The organism is Flavobacterium sp. GL_143 (assembly GCF_057834355.1).
In genome coordinates this window covers 3511034-3527590 of sequence record NZ_CM174401.1, presented here as the reverse complement: position 1 = coordinate 3527590, position 16557 = coordinate 3511034, and the positions used below count along the sequence as shown (strand labels likewise).

The window sequence follows — 16557 nt, the reverse complement described above, 5'->3', positions numbered from 1 at the left end:
TATATTAAATTTTTATCTAGGATTTATTTCAACTCCGTTGCTTGATGCACTTAGCGGTATTTGTAACGCTCTGCGTTTATCATCTTTAACTAATGTGTTTGACGGACTATTGAAAATATCATGCTTCACTACAAGATTAAAACGCTTCACATCAAACCATCTCATACCTTCATGAATAAATTCTCTTCTTTTAGCCTCAGCAATAGCTTTTACATACGATGTCTGTACTGGAGTCATAGTATAAAATGGTGTATACTCATCTGTAATAACTGGATATTTAGCAACAATTTTTGCCTCTGTTAACTTATCAGTTGCTGCATTATAAGCCTTTGTTCTCATTCCTAAAAAGAACTCTAACTCTGTATTTGCTTCAGCAATTCTGTTAGACATAACAAGTGCTTCAATTCTGTTTAAATAAAATTCATCGTTTGTAAAAAGCACTGTCCCTAAATAAGGTTCTCCAATTGCAGCTGTTAGGTTAGTATACTTGAAATATTCTTTGTACTTAGGACGGAAATCTGTCTTACTGTTATAAGAGTATGTAGTATAGTACCAAGCTTTGTTATATATATTTGTTGCGTTCCCAAAAATTTCAATCGCTTGATTTGAACCTAAATAAAATCTATTTTGTTGAGTCGCTCTAGAATAAATAGAATAAGATGAAATTACTAATAAGTTTGTAGGATGTTCAGCTTTTGCATAATCGATAAACTGTACGTTTGGATCTAAACTTGTATATGCTAAATAATCTCTGATTTTTCCAGCAGGTTTTGATCCTAATCCTTCTGTAACCTCTAATACTTTAGCCCAGTCCCCTTTTATAAGATAAAAACGGCTTGCAAATGCTTTTCCTGCTTCTCTATTAAAATGAAACTTTGGTTCTTTATACTCGTTTGTTACATATTTCAAACCTTCTTCTATATCTTGTTGAATGAAATCATAAACTTCTGCAACAGTATTTCTTGTATATTTTTTAATTAATACTTCTTCTGGTTCGTTTACGTACGGAATACCTAAATCAGTCGCAGCAGTAGTTGGATTGTATCGATTAGACCAGAATGTCACTAACATAAAATGAGAATAGGCTCTTGCCAATAATGCTTCTCCTCTTTGTGAATTTAAATTAGAAGGATACCCTAACTGTTTAATAGCCTGCAATGCCTTGTTAGCATGTGCAATAGCTCTATAACATGCATCCCAATAGTTTGCCTGAGTGTCTATATTAGTTTCGTCCTGCATTTCCCAATTATAATTCTGCAGGTTTTTAGGTAATGTCTCTGTTAATCTTCCATCAGTAACGTTATCAGACATTGTTTCGGCAAAATCCATATAAGTTCCACCCACTGGATAGGCATTTACCAATAATTCTGATATTTTTTCCGGAGTATCTATTTGTGTTCTGTTATCTGGTGTTTCCGAAAGAAACTCATCGCAACTACTAATACCTAGAAGTAATAATAATGCTAGCGCTATTTTTATATTTTTCATAATTTAATACTATTATAATGAAATATTTAAAGTAAATGTGTACTGAGAAGTTATAGGAAATGCTACTCCTCCTGTATTACGGAATTCAGGATCCTGACCGTTTAATCTTTTATCAGAATAAATTAACCAAGGGTTAACTGCAGATCCTTTAAGAGTAAAGGTATTTACACCAATTTTTCTCTTAAAATCTTTAGGAAATTCCCAGCTTAATGAAATGTTTTTCAATCGTACAAAATCACCATCAGCTATTCTAACATCTGAATAATTGTAAGTGTTATATGCTCTTGCAAGCGTACGAGCACCATCATAATTAGCATTTAATCTCTTATCTGCAATAACTGGAACATTGGTAATGTTTTCGTCACCTGGATTGATCCATCTGTTAGTAAAATCTTTTGTAAATACTGTTAAATCATCGTATTCACTATCATAAATAGGATTTAAACGAACTTTGTTTCCTGCTGATCCTACAAAGAATACATATAATGACCAGTTTTTATAAGTAAAAGTATTAGCAAGTCCAAATGATTTATTTGGCTCTATTGATCCTTCGTATTTTAAATAATCTGTTACGTTATTATTATCCTGAAAATTAGCTCCAGTAATGTTATTTGCCGCTCCATCTTGCATTTTAAATGTTGGAAGACCTTGATTATTTAAACCTGTAAATTGGTAAGAATAAATAGAGTTTCTAGGACGTCCTATAGCGTTTCCTCCATTTCCATCAATTAAATCAAAAGCAGTTGGTTGGTTTTCTAACTTCGTTATTTCCTGATTAAATACTGAAAAATTGAATGTTGTAGACCATTTAAAATCTTTACTTACGATATTTTGCGTTGTTAAACCAATCTCTAAACCTTTGGTTTCCATGTTTGCATTATTACCTTGTTTAATTTTTTGTCCACCAATACCTGATGTTACAACATAATCAACTAAGTCAAAAGCTTTACGTCTGTAAACATCAGTTACTAATTGTACTCTGTTATTAAACAATCCTAAATCTAAACCAATGTTAGTTTCAAATTGTTTCTCCCAAGTTAAATCACCATTTTGTAGTTGATCGATTTCAATACCTGTTTCTCTATCATTTAAGTTTAAACGATTAGCTATCATACTTTTATATATAGCCAAAGAGTTTGTTGCTGGTCCAGCAGTTGCTGTTAAACCATACGAACCTCTTAGTGCTAAATTGTTTACAGCTTTTAAGTTTTGCATGAATTTTTCTTCAGTAACATTCCATTTACCACTAAAAGTATATGTTGGTAACCATCTGGAAGAACCACTATTTCCTTGTCTGTTAGAACCATCATAACGTCCTGTAACAGAAGCAGTATAACGACGATCAAAAGTATAACCTACTTTCCCGAAGAAACCTACAGTTCTTTCTTTTTCTGCATTAAATGCAAAATAAGAGTTCCCTTCATTAATTACTTTTTCGATCATTCTAGGATCAGTAAAAGCAGTAAGCCCTCTGTCATATTGAATACCTGCAGCTGTAAAATTATCGCTGTTTCTATCTAATGATCTTAACTCAGTACCAAAAAATCCTTCTACTTCATGTTTGTCATTAAATGTATTTCTATAATTCACACTATTTCTAATGTTATAAGAAGTCATATCATTTGTAAACTTTCTCAAGAATCCTCCATTAGGTAAAACTGATACTGGCGGTATAGATATATCATTTGGATTTTTGTATAAGAAGATATTTGCATCTCTTACAATTGTAGTTTCCATTGCGTTATAAGCTCCAACAACATTTGAATCTTCTAAAATTTTATGCTCTCTAGTTGTATTTGCATAACGAGCAGATCCAGTAAGGTTATAAGTTAAATGTTTGTTTATTTTATAATCTAAATCCACCTGAAAACGGATATCTTTTACATTAATATCTAAATAGTTATTTTCTAACTCATTAATAATGTTCATAGGAGCCCAGTTATTACGATAGTATTCCAGGTTTCCTTTTTCATCATAAGGTCTTAACGTTCTGCTTGTATTTAAAACATAGCTAAATGGGTTAATATCAAAATCTCTAGTAACTTTTCCAAAAACCTCATCCTTTTGGCTTTCGTATGTACCCGGAGCTTGTTGATCTCTAACAGATGCCATTGTAGATAAAGTAATATTTAAGTTGTCATTTATATAAAATGTTCCTTTAATATTTGTAGATAATTGTTTCACTTGATCAGCAATAGTCCATCCCGGATCTGTATAATATCCTAAAGACGCATAAAATGTATTGTTTTTTCCTCCTCCAGAAAAACTCAAAGAGTGGCTTTGTGTAATAGATGGTCTAAATAAAACTTTAAACCAATCTGTATTAGCTGATTCATATTTTTTCAAAAAGTTATTACGACTTACAGGATCATTGTTTACTAAATAACCACCAGTTTCTGGTACGTAAGTATTAATAGCTTTTCCTAAAATATTATATACTCCACCGTATCTTCCTTGTACAGTTGATGGCAAATCTAAATACCCTTTAGATTCCATTTCTTTAAAAATACTCATAGATTCTTGTGAGTTCAAGATATCATATTGAGTATAATTTGGTACTGATCTAACAGTTTGCTCTAAAGAGTAGCTTACTTTTAAAGGAGAATCTCTACGTCCTTGTTTAGTTGTTACAACTACAACTCCATTTAAAGATCTTGATCCATAAATAGATGTAGCCGAAGCATCTTTAAGAATTTCAATACTTTGAATATCGTTAGAGTTTAATCCTGCAACAGATGAACTTAATAATGTTTCTGAGTTTCCAGAAGCTAAATCTGCAAATGAAATATTGATAATATCTTCTTGTACAACACCATCAATAACCCATAAAGGTTTTGTATCTCCAAAAATTGAAGATGATCCACGCACAGTAATTTTAGGAGCAGTACCAAATGTTCCAGTAACGTTTTGTACTGTAACACCCGCAGCTTTTCCTTCAATCATTCTGCTGATATCTACAACTCCATCAACTTTTAATTCAGTTCCCGAAATTTTACTAATCGCTCCTGTAAAAGTTCTTTTAGATGTTTTTTCGTAACCTGTAGTAACCACAACCTCTTTTAAGTTTTGTCCTTGTTCACTTAAAGTAATTGTAAGCGGTGAGTTTGTTATATTTACTTCTTTTGTTTCCATACCTACGTAAGAAACAACCAATTTTGTAGTGTTAGCTGGCATATCGATAGTAAAATTACCATCGAAATCTGTAAGTACTGCAACCTTGCTTCCTTTTGCAAGTACAGTTGCTCCTGGTAACGGATCACCACTTTGGTCTACAACTTTTCCTTTTACAACTGGAATAAATAAACTCTCAAACAATGAGCTTGGGAGGTCTATATCTTCAAAGTTAGCTGCTTGTGAGCTATCTTTTTGCAAGATAATCTGATTACTTACCTCAGAGTAAGTAATATTAAATGGTTTTAGTACTCTATTAAGAATACTAGATAAAGTTTCATCATTGGCTTCGATACTCACTTTCTGATTCAATTGAGTCATTCTTGAGTTGTACGAAAACTTAACTTTAGCTGATTTTTCAAGTTTAGATAACGCGTTATCCAAACTCAAATTAACAACGTCAATAGTCACCTTCGTATCCAATTTCCTTTGTCCTTTCACACTATTTGCCATAGTGACAGTTGAAAAGACAAATGCCAAGACAAACTGAAATAATGTTATTTTCATGATTCGAAAGAGTAATCGTTGTTTAACAACATGTTTTTTCATAATTTTGGTTTGTTTAATTAATACTATTTACTGGGTATTGAGGAACATTACAAATTGCCCTTTACAGAGAGCAACTTGATATTATCTAAGCGTCGAAAATGTTACAGCATCTTCGGCGCTTTTCTTTATATATTTATTACATAAGCACTAGGGTTTATTCACATCCATTAGATGTAATAATGATCTGATTTCCATTCATTTCATAACTTGTATTATTACCGAGGCTTTTACAAATAATTTTTAGTTTCTCTGGTAATGGTTGATCACTCAACGAAGTAGTAAGATGGCAATCTTTTAATTTCGAATAAGGAAAATCAATTTTCACCAAATACGCTTGTTCTATTGTCCTAAATATTTGGGTAACTGGAATATCATTAAACTCAAAACTTAATTGTTCAATATTACCTACCGAGTGCGCCAAAGATTCATCTAGTGTGATATCGGTGATTTTATTAAAAGTAAATTCCTCACGTACAAAACGTAGCGCTTGGTTAGGTAATAAAACAACTTCTTCTCCTTTAGAGCTTGATTTTGAATTTGTAATTAATTCGTTAGATTTTACCGTTACTTTTCCTGTACGTACAAGTACCTCAACATTAGGCTGATCAGAATATGCTTTAATCCTGAAACTTGTTCCTACAACTCGGGTAACTATCTCATTGGCGAAGACGAAAAATGGTTTTTTGGGATTCTTACTAATTTCAAAAAAGCCTTCGCCAGATAGATAAACTTTTCTTTCGTTTCCTATAAATATTTTAGGATAACTAAGCTTACTGTTTGGTTTTAACAAAACAGAACTGCCATCAGATAAAGTTATAATTTGTGATTTGTTTGTATTATTGGTTTGTTCTACTAATCCTTCATTATTCTCACTTACCAATTCTTTATAAGTAACAACTTCAGTATTAATAGTACTATTTGTGTTGCTGGTATAAAACCAACTAGCAACTAATCCAAAAAATAAAACTGCTGCAGCTCCACTAAACCAATAATTCTTCCAAAGTTTAAGTACTGGAGAATTTGTAGCTTTTTCAACAATTTCTTTTCTTTCGATTTTATTCCAAGTAGATTCTAATGCAGATTGAATATCTGCCGGAGATAAAGTAGTTTCTGGAACATTCATGGCTAGCAACCATAATCGTGCTTCTTCTACCAATTTGGCACGTTTATGATTTTCTAGAGTCCATTCTTCCCAGCGATCAGAATCATCTTCAGATTGTACCCACAATCGAAATGATTCGTCAGCCAAAAAATCTTCTACTTCTGTATAATTGTTACGTTCTTGCATCTAAAAATAAGGTTACAAAAACATAGAGGACACTTTTTTATTTATATACTCACCAAATTATGATTTTTTTTACATTTAATTAAAAAAAACTAAAAAAGGCTTGATGATAACAGCAATAAAAGGGAAAGATTACCTTTCCATTCTTTACGAAGATTTAATAAAGCGCGATGCAACAAGTTATTTGCCGATTGATAATTAACATCCAGCATGTCGGCAATTTGCTCCACACTAAGTCCCTCATTATATCTTAGATATAAAGCTTCTTTTTGCCTTCCTGGTAAAGCATTTAATAATTTATTAAGATGTGATACTTTGCCCAACGTTTCTTCATCGGCAATAAGTTGATGCTCTACCGAAAAATCAAATAAAAATTCAATGGAGTCTGTAGATGTTGTTTTACGAAAAATATGATCACGTTCATGAAGTCTGGCAATTCGCTTACGTACGCTTGATAGCAAATACGCTTTTACAACAACCGAGTCATTTAGTGATTCTCTATAAACCCAAACATCCGTAAATACATCCTGCACGCAGTCTTGTACTTTTTCGGCAAAGGGAGACAGTGAATTCCCGTAACGAACTAAATGAGCATAATGCTTTTCAAAAAGTAATGAAAAAGCCTTTTCATCTCCCGCTTTCAGATTATTCCATAGTATGGAATCATCAAGAACATCTACTTGTGTTATTGTTTGGCTTTTCATAATTTGGTTTTGGTTAATTGGTAATTTTCAATGCGAATATGCTGACGTACAAGCCAGTCGAAATTCTCATTAAAGTTTTTTGGTTTAAGAATTTTAATGCTAACAAATAAAAACCTACAATTTATTTTTTTGATGAATTGATGTTCTACTGTATTTTTTAATTTATAAGTAGAAGTCAATTTAACAAATGATTTTATTTTTATTAACATTTCAATGAATTTCAATCTTAATAGCATTGCGTTAATTCAAGCAAATACTCTTATTTACAACACTTTACAACCCTTACTATCAGGGGACATTTTAGTAATAGGCTCTTTTTTATTAAACAAAACATCCTAAAACATAAAAGTTAATTTTAACCTTATATTTAATGTTTTATTAACAAACATAAACAATTATGAATAGAAAAATAATTTATAATCACAAATTTTTAAAGAAATGTAACAATCAAAATGAAATTGCATTTTTTTATAGAAATTTACTTTTTTTGAGCATGTAAATTAAAAATTCAATAACTTTAGGTTAACAAATAATCCTCCGAAAAAACTGAAAAACCTTAAGGAATATGCCTTGTTAGTAGATAACCACATTCTATAATGATATAATTTCATCTCTCAAACACGTTAAATACTATAATCTTCTTACAGTTTATACGTTTATCTTGTTGTAAATAATACTGAATATCTCTAACTTATATAATAAAAACCAAGAATATGTGACTTTATAATTTTCGAACAATTTTAAAATTTTAATTATGGCATTTGAATATATAGAAATTGAAAGAGTAGAAAAACTTACAAAAAAAGAATTTATCGAAAACTATTATAAGCCTCAAAAGCCAGTAGTTATAACCAATCAAATAGAAGATTGGCCCGCATTTACAAAATGGAATTTTGATTTTTTAAGAGAAGTTGCAGGCGATAAGACTGTTCCTTTATACGACAATCGTAAAACCGACCATACCAAGAAAGTTAATGAACCTGATTTTACAATGACTATGTCCGAGTATATTGATATACTCGAAAAAGGACCTACGCATTTACGCATATTTTTATATAATTTAATGAAAGATGTGCCTTCTATGAAAACCGACATACGATGGCCTAAATTAGGTCTTCGGTTGATAAAGAGTTTACCGCTAGTTTTTTTTGGCGGTCAGAATGCAAAAGTATTTATGCATTATGATATTGATTTCCCTAATATATTTCATATTCATTTTCAAGGAAAAAAACAATGTGTTTTAGTAGATCCTAAAGAAACAAAATACATGTATCGTCTTCCGTATTCCTGGATTTGTAATGAAGATATCGATTTTGATAATCCTGATTATGAAAAATTCCCAGCTCTTAAATTAGTAAAACCATATATTACTAATTTGCAACATGGCGAAATGCTTTATATGCCCGAAGGTTGGTGGCATTACATGAAATATACCACTCCGGGATTCTCCTTAAGTCTGCGTTCTTTATCCGGAAGACCTACCAATGTACTAAAGGCATTGACAAATGTAGCCATTATTCGCTATTATGATAACTGGATGCGAAAACGCAAAGGACAAGCCTGGCTGGATTATAAAGACGAAGAATCTATTCGCAGAACAAATGCCTTGCTACAGGAACAATGATTTTACCATTAAGAGATTAAGAAAAATTAAGCTTTGTTCTTAATGAAACTTTATTTCTTAATGGTTCAATTTTTATTTTAAAACAGCTTTAAAACTTTACGCTCTTTACGGTTAACTTTTTTCTTCACAGACTAAAAAATCATAACTTCCTGTCTACAATCCTAAAAGTAAGATTAATTCTTGGCAGAATATCCTTGGTCGTTTTAGGAACCTGATGCTGCCAAAAACTCTGTGTTGTTCCGCCCATCAATAAATATGAACCATGATGTAACGGAATTTCTAATTGTGGAATTTCTTTTTTAAATTTATGTCGCAACTTAAAAATTCTTGTTTCGCCAAAACTTACTGAGGCAATAATAGCATCTTTTCCAAAATTTTGTTCCCTGTCGCTATGCCAACTTACTCCATCTTTTCCGTTTCGATATAAATTAAGCAGAACACTATTAAATTTAACTCCTGTCTCTGCTTCAACTCGCTCCTTAATCAGCAATAATTCGGGTGTCCAATCTGGGCGATCTGGTTCTGCGCCAATATTATTTTTATCTTCATACCAAGAAATCATTCTAGGCACTTTAAGCGTTTTATCATAAATCTCCATTTCATATTCACGCCATGCAGTTGTGTTGAGCAGAACATTATAATATAAATCTGCCTCTTCTTTTGTAAAAAGAGTATCACACAATATTAATTCCGTATCTGGAAGATCAAAAACCTTTTTCTCCCTATTACCACTTGTAAATATCTCGGTATCATTAAAAAGTAACATGCTTCTTGAATTAAGTGAAATGAACTAATAATTAGTCTCTTTGTTTTTATATAAAACAAAATTAGTATATATCGTCACAAATTTCATATATTTACTGTGACGAATTATCCCATTAACATATGTCTTTATTTTCTGATAATATTAAATACTTAAGAGCCCGAAAAGAAATTTCACAACGTGAAGTTGCCGAAGGCTTGCTCATATCCCGTGATCGTTATGCTAAATATGAGGATGGAAAAAACTCTCCTCCTCCAGAAATATTAGTAGCCATATCGCGCTTTTTTCATATTAGTATTGATATTTTACTTTCGGTAGAAATGAAAAAGATTCCCATGGGAGAATTGCTAAAACTGGGAGATAATCGGATACTATTGCCTATTACGGTAGACCGAAATGGTGATAATTTAATAGAGATTATTCCGCATAAAGCAAAAGCTGGGTATCTTACTGGTTATGCCGACCCTGAGTTTATAGAAAATCTACAACATATATCGCTTCCGTTTTTAGGACACGGAAAACACAGGGCTTTTCCTGTAGAGGGCGATTCTATGCCGCCTCACGAAAATGGTTCTTTTATAGTTGGACGTTATATAGAAAATTTAGGCGAAGTCCTGGATGGCAGAACCTATATACTTATTACAAAAACTGATGGTATTGTTTACAAACGTCTTAACAAAAATGGAAAGAATGATTTAATGGCACATTCTGATAATACTTTTTATCCTCCATATTTAGTAAAGGCTTCAAATATTCTAGAAATTTGGGAATATGTATGCAACATTGGTCGAAATGATAAAGAGCAAAAATCTTCAGAAATCGACGATGTCAAAACGATGTTTTTGGAATTAAAAAACGAAATTAAAGCATTAAAGAATAGATGATTTTTATGCTATCCCATTTTTCTTTTTAAAGTTGGGTATAATATATCTCCAAACTCTTTTATCGCGATTGGCTTGCTTAAAAATTCGGTTACATACTGATTGCTTTTAATACGTTTTATCTCCTCTCTTACTAACGAAGATGAAAGTACGAAGATTTGGGTTTCATATTTTAGATCATCCGAAAGCTTATCGTAAGCCAGCAAAAATTCAAAGCCGTTCATGATTGGCATCTGTATGTCTAAAAGAATAACTAGAGATTGGTTAAAATTCTTCCTATGATTTATAATCCATTCTATTCCCTCTTTACCATTATTAACAGTATTTACATTTGTTACGTCAAGCACTTTTTTTAGTAATTGTTTTATAACAAGTTTATCGATATCACTATCTTCTATTAGCAAAAAAACATATTTAAATTCCATATATAGGTCCTATTTTTTTTTTAGAAATATGTTATCAAGTTTATAATTTTAAATCATACGCAGCTCCTATAATTTAGGAATCGTTACAGTAAATTTACTTCCAATTGTAAATTCAGACTCTAACTCAATTGTTCCATTAAGGCTTTTTATAGCTTCTTGTACTATATAAAGACCTAACCCAGACCCTTTATTACTATCTACAACATAAAACATTTCGAATATATGCCCTTTTGATTCTGGTTTAATCCCAATTCCGTTATCAGTTACTTCAATTTTATAAAAATTCCCTTCAAGATAAGTCTTAATCGAGATACGCATTACATCTTTACTTTCATCAGCATACTTTATGGCATTCGACAGCAAATTATTTACAATAATTTTTAGCCTAAGACCATCAGTCTGAACTTTGTCTGCCATAATATCTATATCAAGCATAATACGATCTGCATTTTTTATATGGGTATGCTGTATTATTGCTCCTTCAAATAAACTTACCAGGCTTACGGTTTCAAAAACAACATCTTTTCTTTTATTTTTAGAGTAATCAATAATATCATTTATAAACTGATCTTGCTTAATTAAGCTTTGACTCATCAGGTTCAGATATTCTCTTATCTGCTCTAAGTCGTCTTCCATTTGTGTAATCTCGATTAATCCTTTAAGCGAAGTAATCGGAGATCTTAAATCATGTGAAGCGCTATAAACAAACCTATCTAGTTCTTTATTTGCAAGCGTTAAATTTTCATTCTTAACTTCAATTTCTCTTTTTGATGCTATTATCCTTTTTACCATTATCGAATAGTAAATGCAAACACTACTTATAATGATTAGAATAAAAAATATATTCGTGAAAATTAATCGATCCTTAATTGTTCGGGTTCCCTCACCTAACGTATTCGAAAAATTACGCTCATTTATGGTTAACCTATCACTTATTATACTAATTAAGCTTAGAAAAGCTTTTTGATCCTCGGGCTTTAAACTAGAGCTCTTTATTTTTTTATCAATCTCTTTTCCTATCTCAGCTAACTGATTAATTAATTGATCTGCTTGCTCCCATTCTTTGATTGCTTTGGCTAAAAAAGAAACTGATCTAAAGTTTCTAAACAGCCATATCATATCATCTAAATCCTTTTCGTGATTGCGTCCGTCTCTTAATCCTTTTTTAATGATTTTAATATCTCCATTAACTAAAAGTAAGATTCTGGCAATCCCATCACCTTGCGGAACCTTTAATTCTTCTTCGTAAAGCTTCCATTGCTCTTTATCTCCTGTGTACAAGTACGTAATAAGATGTCTTACTGCGTCTTTCTGTCCTTTTGAATAATGTGATTCCCCATTAACATAAGCTCTGTTAGCAGATAAAATCTTGATGGTAAAAAAGTTAATAAAAATTAATAATGTACATGATAAAAATACTATAAGTAAAAGAATGTAGACATTAGGAAGTTTTAGGTTTTCTATAATTTTGTTATTCGGCATATTTTAAATAAATCATTTAGAGGCGACATTTAATACCAAGCAATTTTAAATCAATCTAAAATTAAGCATTTATTATACAATTCTAACAAAAATAAAAATCTTAAATAATATATTTAACAAGTCTTATTTTATGTATAATACTAATTTAACTATTATAGTAAAAAAAATGCACACTGTAAATCAAGCAATAAAGCGCAATTACCCTTAAAAATTAACATTTTATTGTTATTCTACTTAACCCATAGATTTTAATATAAACTAAATCTGACTTACATTTGCACCATAATTTAAAGGTCACAAATAAATAAGAAGAGCTAAATCATTTTTAATTCTCTAATAATTAAGTGCTTCCTTTACATTATTTAATGATTACAAATAGCTAGAATATGATAGAATTAAAAAATATAACCAAGAAATTTTACAAAACCGGGAGGGAGATTACTGCACTAAAAGGTGTATCTCTGCATGTACCCGAAGGTAAAATTTTTGGTGTAATTGGTACTTCGGGAGCAGGAAAAAGTACACTTATACGTTGTATTAACTTATTAGAAAAACCAACTTCAGGAGATGTAATCGTTGGAGGGAAATCGTTATTACAACTATCTAATGCCGAATTGGCTCAGGAAAGAAGACAAATCGGAATGATTTTTCAGCATTTTAATTTACTATCATCCAGAACTGTTTTTGATAATGTCGCTTTTCCATTGGAATTAGCCGGGGTTTCTAAAAATCAAATTAAAGACCGAGTAAAAGAATTATTAGAGCTTGTAGGTCTTGAAGAAAAAATAAATGATTATCCAGCAAGTCTTTCTGGTGGTCAAAAACAACGTGTTGCTATTGCAAGAACTTTAGCAAACAATCCTAAAGTATTACTATGTGATGAAGCTACAAGTGCTCTGGATCCTGGAACTACAAGATCTATTTTAAACTTATTAAAAGACATTAACAAGCGCTTAAATATTACCATATTACTTATTACACACCAAATGGAAGTTGTAAAAGCAATTTGCGATGAAGTTGCTGTAATTAGTAATGGTGAATTAATTGAGCAAGGAACAATTGGCGAAATATTTGCAAATCCTAAGCATGCTCTAACAAGCGAATTTATTGCCTCTTCGTTGCATATTGATATTCCAGATTTATACCAGGAACGTCTTTCGGCAGTGTATAAAAAAGGACTAAATCCTTTATTGCGTTTGGAATTAAACGGTAAATCGGTAAACGAACCTATTCTTACTCAAGCAGCAAGAAAATTTAATGTTAATGCTAATATTATAACGGCTCAAACTGCATTTGCTGGCGATGTAAATTTTGGAATTCTTATCGTAGAACTTTCAGGTGATGAAAGTGAGCAAAACCAAGCAATTAATTTTTTTAAAGAGAAACATATTAAAACTGAAATATTAGGCTATGTCTGAATCTATTATAACATTATTATTAAAAGGCACATTAGAAACCATTACCATGACTTTGCTTTCTGGTTTCTTCGGTTTTCTTTTAGGTCTTCCAGCAGGTATATTTTTATTCCTAACACGCAAAGGGCAAATTATGGAGCATGTTTTATTTAACCGAATTTTATCGGTTGTTGTAAACATATTCAGATCAATTCCTTTCATTATTTTAATCGTTTGGATGATTCCTTTTACCAGAGCATTGGTAGGAACTTCTATCGGAGTAAGTGCTGCATTGGTACCGCTTAGTATTGGAGCTGCACCTTTTATCGCAAGATTAGTCGAAAACAGTCTTTTAGGCTTACCTTCGGGATTAATAGAAGCTGCAAGAGCATTAGGAGCAACTCCTTTTCAGATTGTTTATAAAGTATTATTGCCAGAAGCGCTTCCGTCGATTATCAATGCTGCTTCGATTACCTTAATTACACTTGTAGGTTATTCTGCAATGGGCGGTGCTGTAGGTGCTGGTGGTTTAGGACAAATTGGGTATCAATATGGTTATATCGGTTATGATGCTACAATCATGAATACTGTATTAGTTCTTCTTGTTGCGCTTGTATTTATCATACAATTTGCAGGAGATGCACTTTCTAAACGTTTTGATCACAGATAAAAAATAATTTTAATATTAAAATAAGAACATGAATACAAGAAATAAATTTTCAATACTAGCCGGGATAGCATTACTTACATTAGTATTTGCAAACTGTGGAAAAGAGAAAAAAAACGATCCTAATCATATCATAGTTGGAGTTGCTGCAGGACCAGAATTTGCAGTTGCTCAAGCAGCTCAAAAAGTGGCAAAAGAAAAATACGGACTGGATGTAGAGCTTATTACATTTAACGATTATGTGGTTCCCAACGAAGCATTAAATCAAGGTGATATTGATGTAAACGCTTTTCAGCACAAGCCTTATCTTGACGAACAATCTAAACAAAGAGGTTATAAACTAGCTATTATCGGGAAGACATTTGTTTATCCTATTGCTGGATATTCTAAAAAAATAAAAACTCTAGCCGAATTACAGCCAGAAAGCACTATTATAATTCCTAATGACCCAACCAATGGTGGTCGTTCGTTATTATTATTGCAAAAAAATGGTCTTATAAAACTTAAAGATGGTGTTGGGCTTTTGCCAAAGGTGACTGATATTGCAGAAAATCCTAAGAACCTAAAAATAATGGAACTAGAAGCACCACAAATAGCCAGAGCACTAGATGATGCTAATGTAACTATTGCGATTATCAACAATACATTCTCTTCTCAAGCTGGTCTTGTACCATCTAAAGATGCTTTATTTGTAGAAGATAAAGATTCTCCTTACGTAAACTTAATCGTTTCTAGAGAGGATAATAAAAACGAAGAAAAAGTTAAAAAATTCCTTAAAGCATTCCAATCAGAAGAAGTAGAAAAAGCTGCTGAAAAAGAATTTAAAGGTGGCGCTGTTAAGGGCTGGTAGGTTTTAGTATTTAGTACCAGTACTCAGTTACAGTTACAGTTACAGTTACAGTTACAGTTACAGTTACAGTTACAGTTACAGTTACAGTTACAGTTACAGCAAAAGGCAGATATTTTTAAATATCTGCCTTTTGCTTTTTTTTAATACTCCTAAAAACTGCCACTAAAAACTGGTACTAAATACTGCCACTGGTACTAAAAACTGGTTACTAAAAACTAAAAATTAGTACTAAATACTGCGACTGAAAACTATCACTAAAAACTCACTTGCATGATTAGCTTCTTGCCTTTTGTTTTATTCAAGCGAAGAATTTCGTGTGCTTTGGTTACAGTTTCAATATTTAACTCACCGATAATTTCAATATTTGGAGGGGTTACCGATTTCTCTTTTATTAATCGAACTAGCTCTGACAATCCGTTTTTATAATACCCATACTCTTTTTCTACAGAATAGGTGTAGTTAGAAATATTCATGATTATAGCTCCTTTATTAAATAGCGTTTCTCTGGATTCTTCGGTAGAAAGTGCAGTGACATCCAGAAACGTTCCATTTGATTTTAAAAGCTTGGCTGCAATTTCTCCTATTTTATTTCCGACTAAATCCACTACAAAATCAAACTTTTGCTGGTTATTTTTTGCTAAAGCAAAAGTTGCTACATCATCTGTTTTATAATTAATAATTTGACTCTCCTTTACTCCTATTTCTTTTAATGATTGAATGCTTTCTTCATTTCCGGCTGTAACAATAAAGTTTGTGAATTTATTTGCTAAGAGAATTTTTACCAGCATTGCACCAACTCCTCCTGCTGCACCAGTTATTAAAACCGAATCGGTATCTTTTAATTTCATTCGATTAAAAGATTGCAAGGCTGTTAATCCTGCCGAAGGAATTCCTGCTGCTTGCGCAAAAGATAAAAAGTTAGGTTTATGTACCACAACAGATTCTCTAATAGCGATATATTCGGCATAAGTTCCATTGGACCCCATACTTCCTGAACCTGAAAATACGGCATCGCCGACTTTAAAATCTTTGACATTTTCTCCAACCTCAACTACAATACCCGAAAGTTCTCGTCCTAAAATTGGAGAATGCATTAGTTTTCTTTCCAGTTCATTTTCTAACATCTGATAATCGATTGGGTTAAATCCCGAAGCGATAATCTTTATCAATAATTCGCCTTCTTTTATTGTTGGCGTATTGACATTTTCTAAATGTAATTTGCCTTCTTTATCTGCTATAATTGCTTTCATATTTATCGATTTAAAACACAAAAA

13 protein-coding genes are annotated in these 16557 nt (G+C 31.7%); 5 read left to right on the top strand and 8 right to left on the bottom strand.

Annotated features, from left to right (window positions below; translation table 11 throughout):
- Window positions 1-12 precede the first annotated feature (12 nt).
- The 4 genes from AC3IPI_RS15140 to AC3IPI_RS15125 all read right to left on the bottom strand — a co-directional run bounded on the left by AC3IPI_RS15140 (window position 13) and on the right by AC3IPI_RS15125 (window position 7197).
- Entirely contained in the window at window positions 13-1488 is a 1476-nt protein-coding gene (locus tag AC3IPI_RS15140; protein WP_489153752.1) for a RagB/SusD family nutrient uptake outer membrane protein, read from the bottom strand.
- Window positions 1489-1500: 12 nt separating this feature from the next.
- Complete coding sequence (locus tag AC3IPI_RS15135; RefSeq protein WP_086895868.1) at window positions 1501-5208, bottom strand: SusC/RagA family TonB-linked outer membrane protein; 3708 nt, start codon at window positions 5206-5208, stop codon at window positions 1501-1503.
- A gap of 154 nt (window positions 5209-5362) precedes the next feature.
- Complete coding sequence (locus tag AC3IPI_RS15130) at window positions 5363-6496, bottom strand: FecR family protein (protein WP_489153749.1); 1134 nt, start codon at window positions 6494-6496, stop codon at window positions 5363-5365.
- Between the two features lie 89 nt (window positions 6497-6585).
- The gene (locus AC3IPI_RS15125) at window positions 6586-7197 is read right to left on the bottom strand and encodes an RNA polymerase sigma factor (RefSeq protein ID WP_039114026.1); all 612 of its coding nucleotides are present in this window, start codon (window positions 7195-7197) and stop codon (window positions 6586-6588) included.
- Between the two features lie 754 nt (window positions 7198-7951).
- On the opposite strand from AC3IPI_RS15125, the gene AC3IPI_RS15120 reads away from it, so the two are divergent.
- Window positions 7952-8821 carry a cupin-like domain-containing protein gene (locus AC3IPI_RS15120; RefSeq protein WP_039119115.1) on the top strand — a complete coding sequence of 290 codons (870 nt, stop codon included), beginning with the start codon at window positions 7952-7954 and terminating at the stop codon, window positions 8819-8821.
- 139 nt (window positions 8822-8960) lie between these two features.
- On the opposite strand, the gene AC3IPI_RS15115 is transcribed toward AC3IPI_RS15120, so the two are convergent.
- Window positions 8961-9587, bottom strand: coding sequence for an alpha-ketoglutarate-dependent dioxygenase AlkB family protein (locus AC3IPI_RS15115; protein WP_039119116.1), 627 nt, complete (start codon window positions 9585-9587; stop codon window positions 8961-8963).
- 119 nt (window positions 9588-9706) lie between these two features.
- On the opposite strand from AC3IPI_RS15115, the gene AC3IPI_RS15110 reads away from it, so the two are divergent.
- On the top strand, window positions 9707-10468 hold the full coding sequence (locus AC3IPI_RS15110) for an XRE family transcriptional regulator (protein WP_086895864.1): 762 nt from the start codon (window positions 9707-9709) through the stop codon (window positions 10466-10468).
- Between the two features lie 8 nt (window positions 10469-10476).
- Here the strand turns inward: AC3IPI_RS15110 and AC3IPI_RS15105 are convergent, their stop codons facing one another.
- A complete protein-coding gene (locus AC3IPI_RS15105) occupies window positions 10477-10869 on the bottom strand; it encodes a response regulator (protein ID WP_409416239.1) in 393 nt (130 codons plus the stop codon).
- An 87-nt stretch (window positions 10870-10956) separates the two neighbouring features.
- A complete protein-coding gene (locus AC3IPI_RS15100) occupies window positions 10957-12372 on the bottom strand; it encodes a sensor histidine kinase (protein WP_039119118.1) in 1416 nt (471 codons plus the stop codon).
- Between the two features lie 386 nt (window positions 12373-12758).
- Here AC3IPI_RS15100 and metN point away from each other — a divergent pair, with 386 nt between their 5' ends.
- From metN to metQ, 3 genes are read left to right on the top strand one after another with little or no spacing between them, the layout of a single operon-like run.
- On the top strand, window positions 12759-13790 hold the full coding sequence (metN, locus tag AC3IPI_RS15095) for a methionine ABC transporter ATP-binding protein MetN (RefSeq protein WP_039114017.1): 1032 nt from the start codon (window positions 12759-12761) through the stop codon (window positions 13788-13790).
- Window positions 13783-14436: a methionine ABC transporter permease MetI gene (metI, locus tag AC3IPI_RS15090; RefSeq protein ID WP_039114016.1), complete on the top strand. Its 654-nt coding sequence runs from the start codon at window positions 13783-13785 to the stop codon at window positions 14434-14436. Before metN ends, metI begins: the two co-directional genes overlap by 8 nt.
- A gap of 28 nt (window positions 14437-14464) precedes the next feature.
- Window positions 14465-15283 (top strand): methionine ABC transporter substrate-binding lipoprotein MetQ, encoded by an 819-nt coding sequence (gene metQ / locus AC3IPI_RS15085; RefSeq protein ID WP_039114015.1) that lies wholly within the window; start codon window positions 14465-14467, stop codon window positions 15281-15283.
- A 254-nt stretch (window positions 15284-15537) separates the two neighbouring features.
- Here metQ and AC3IPI_RS15080 read toward each other — a convergent pair whose 3' ends face one another.
- Window positions 15538-16533: an NADP-dependent oxidoreductase gene (locus AC3IPI_RS15080; protein ID WP_489153743.1), complete on the bottom strand. Its 996-nt coding sequence runs from the start codon at window positions 16531-16533 to the stop codon at window positions 15538-15540.
- Window positions 16534-16557: the final 24 nt, after the last annotated feature.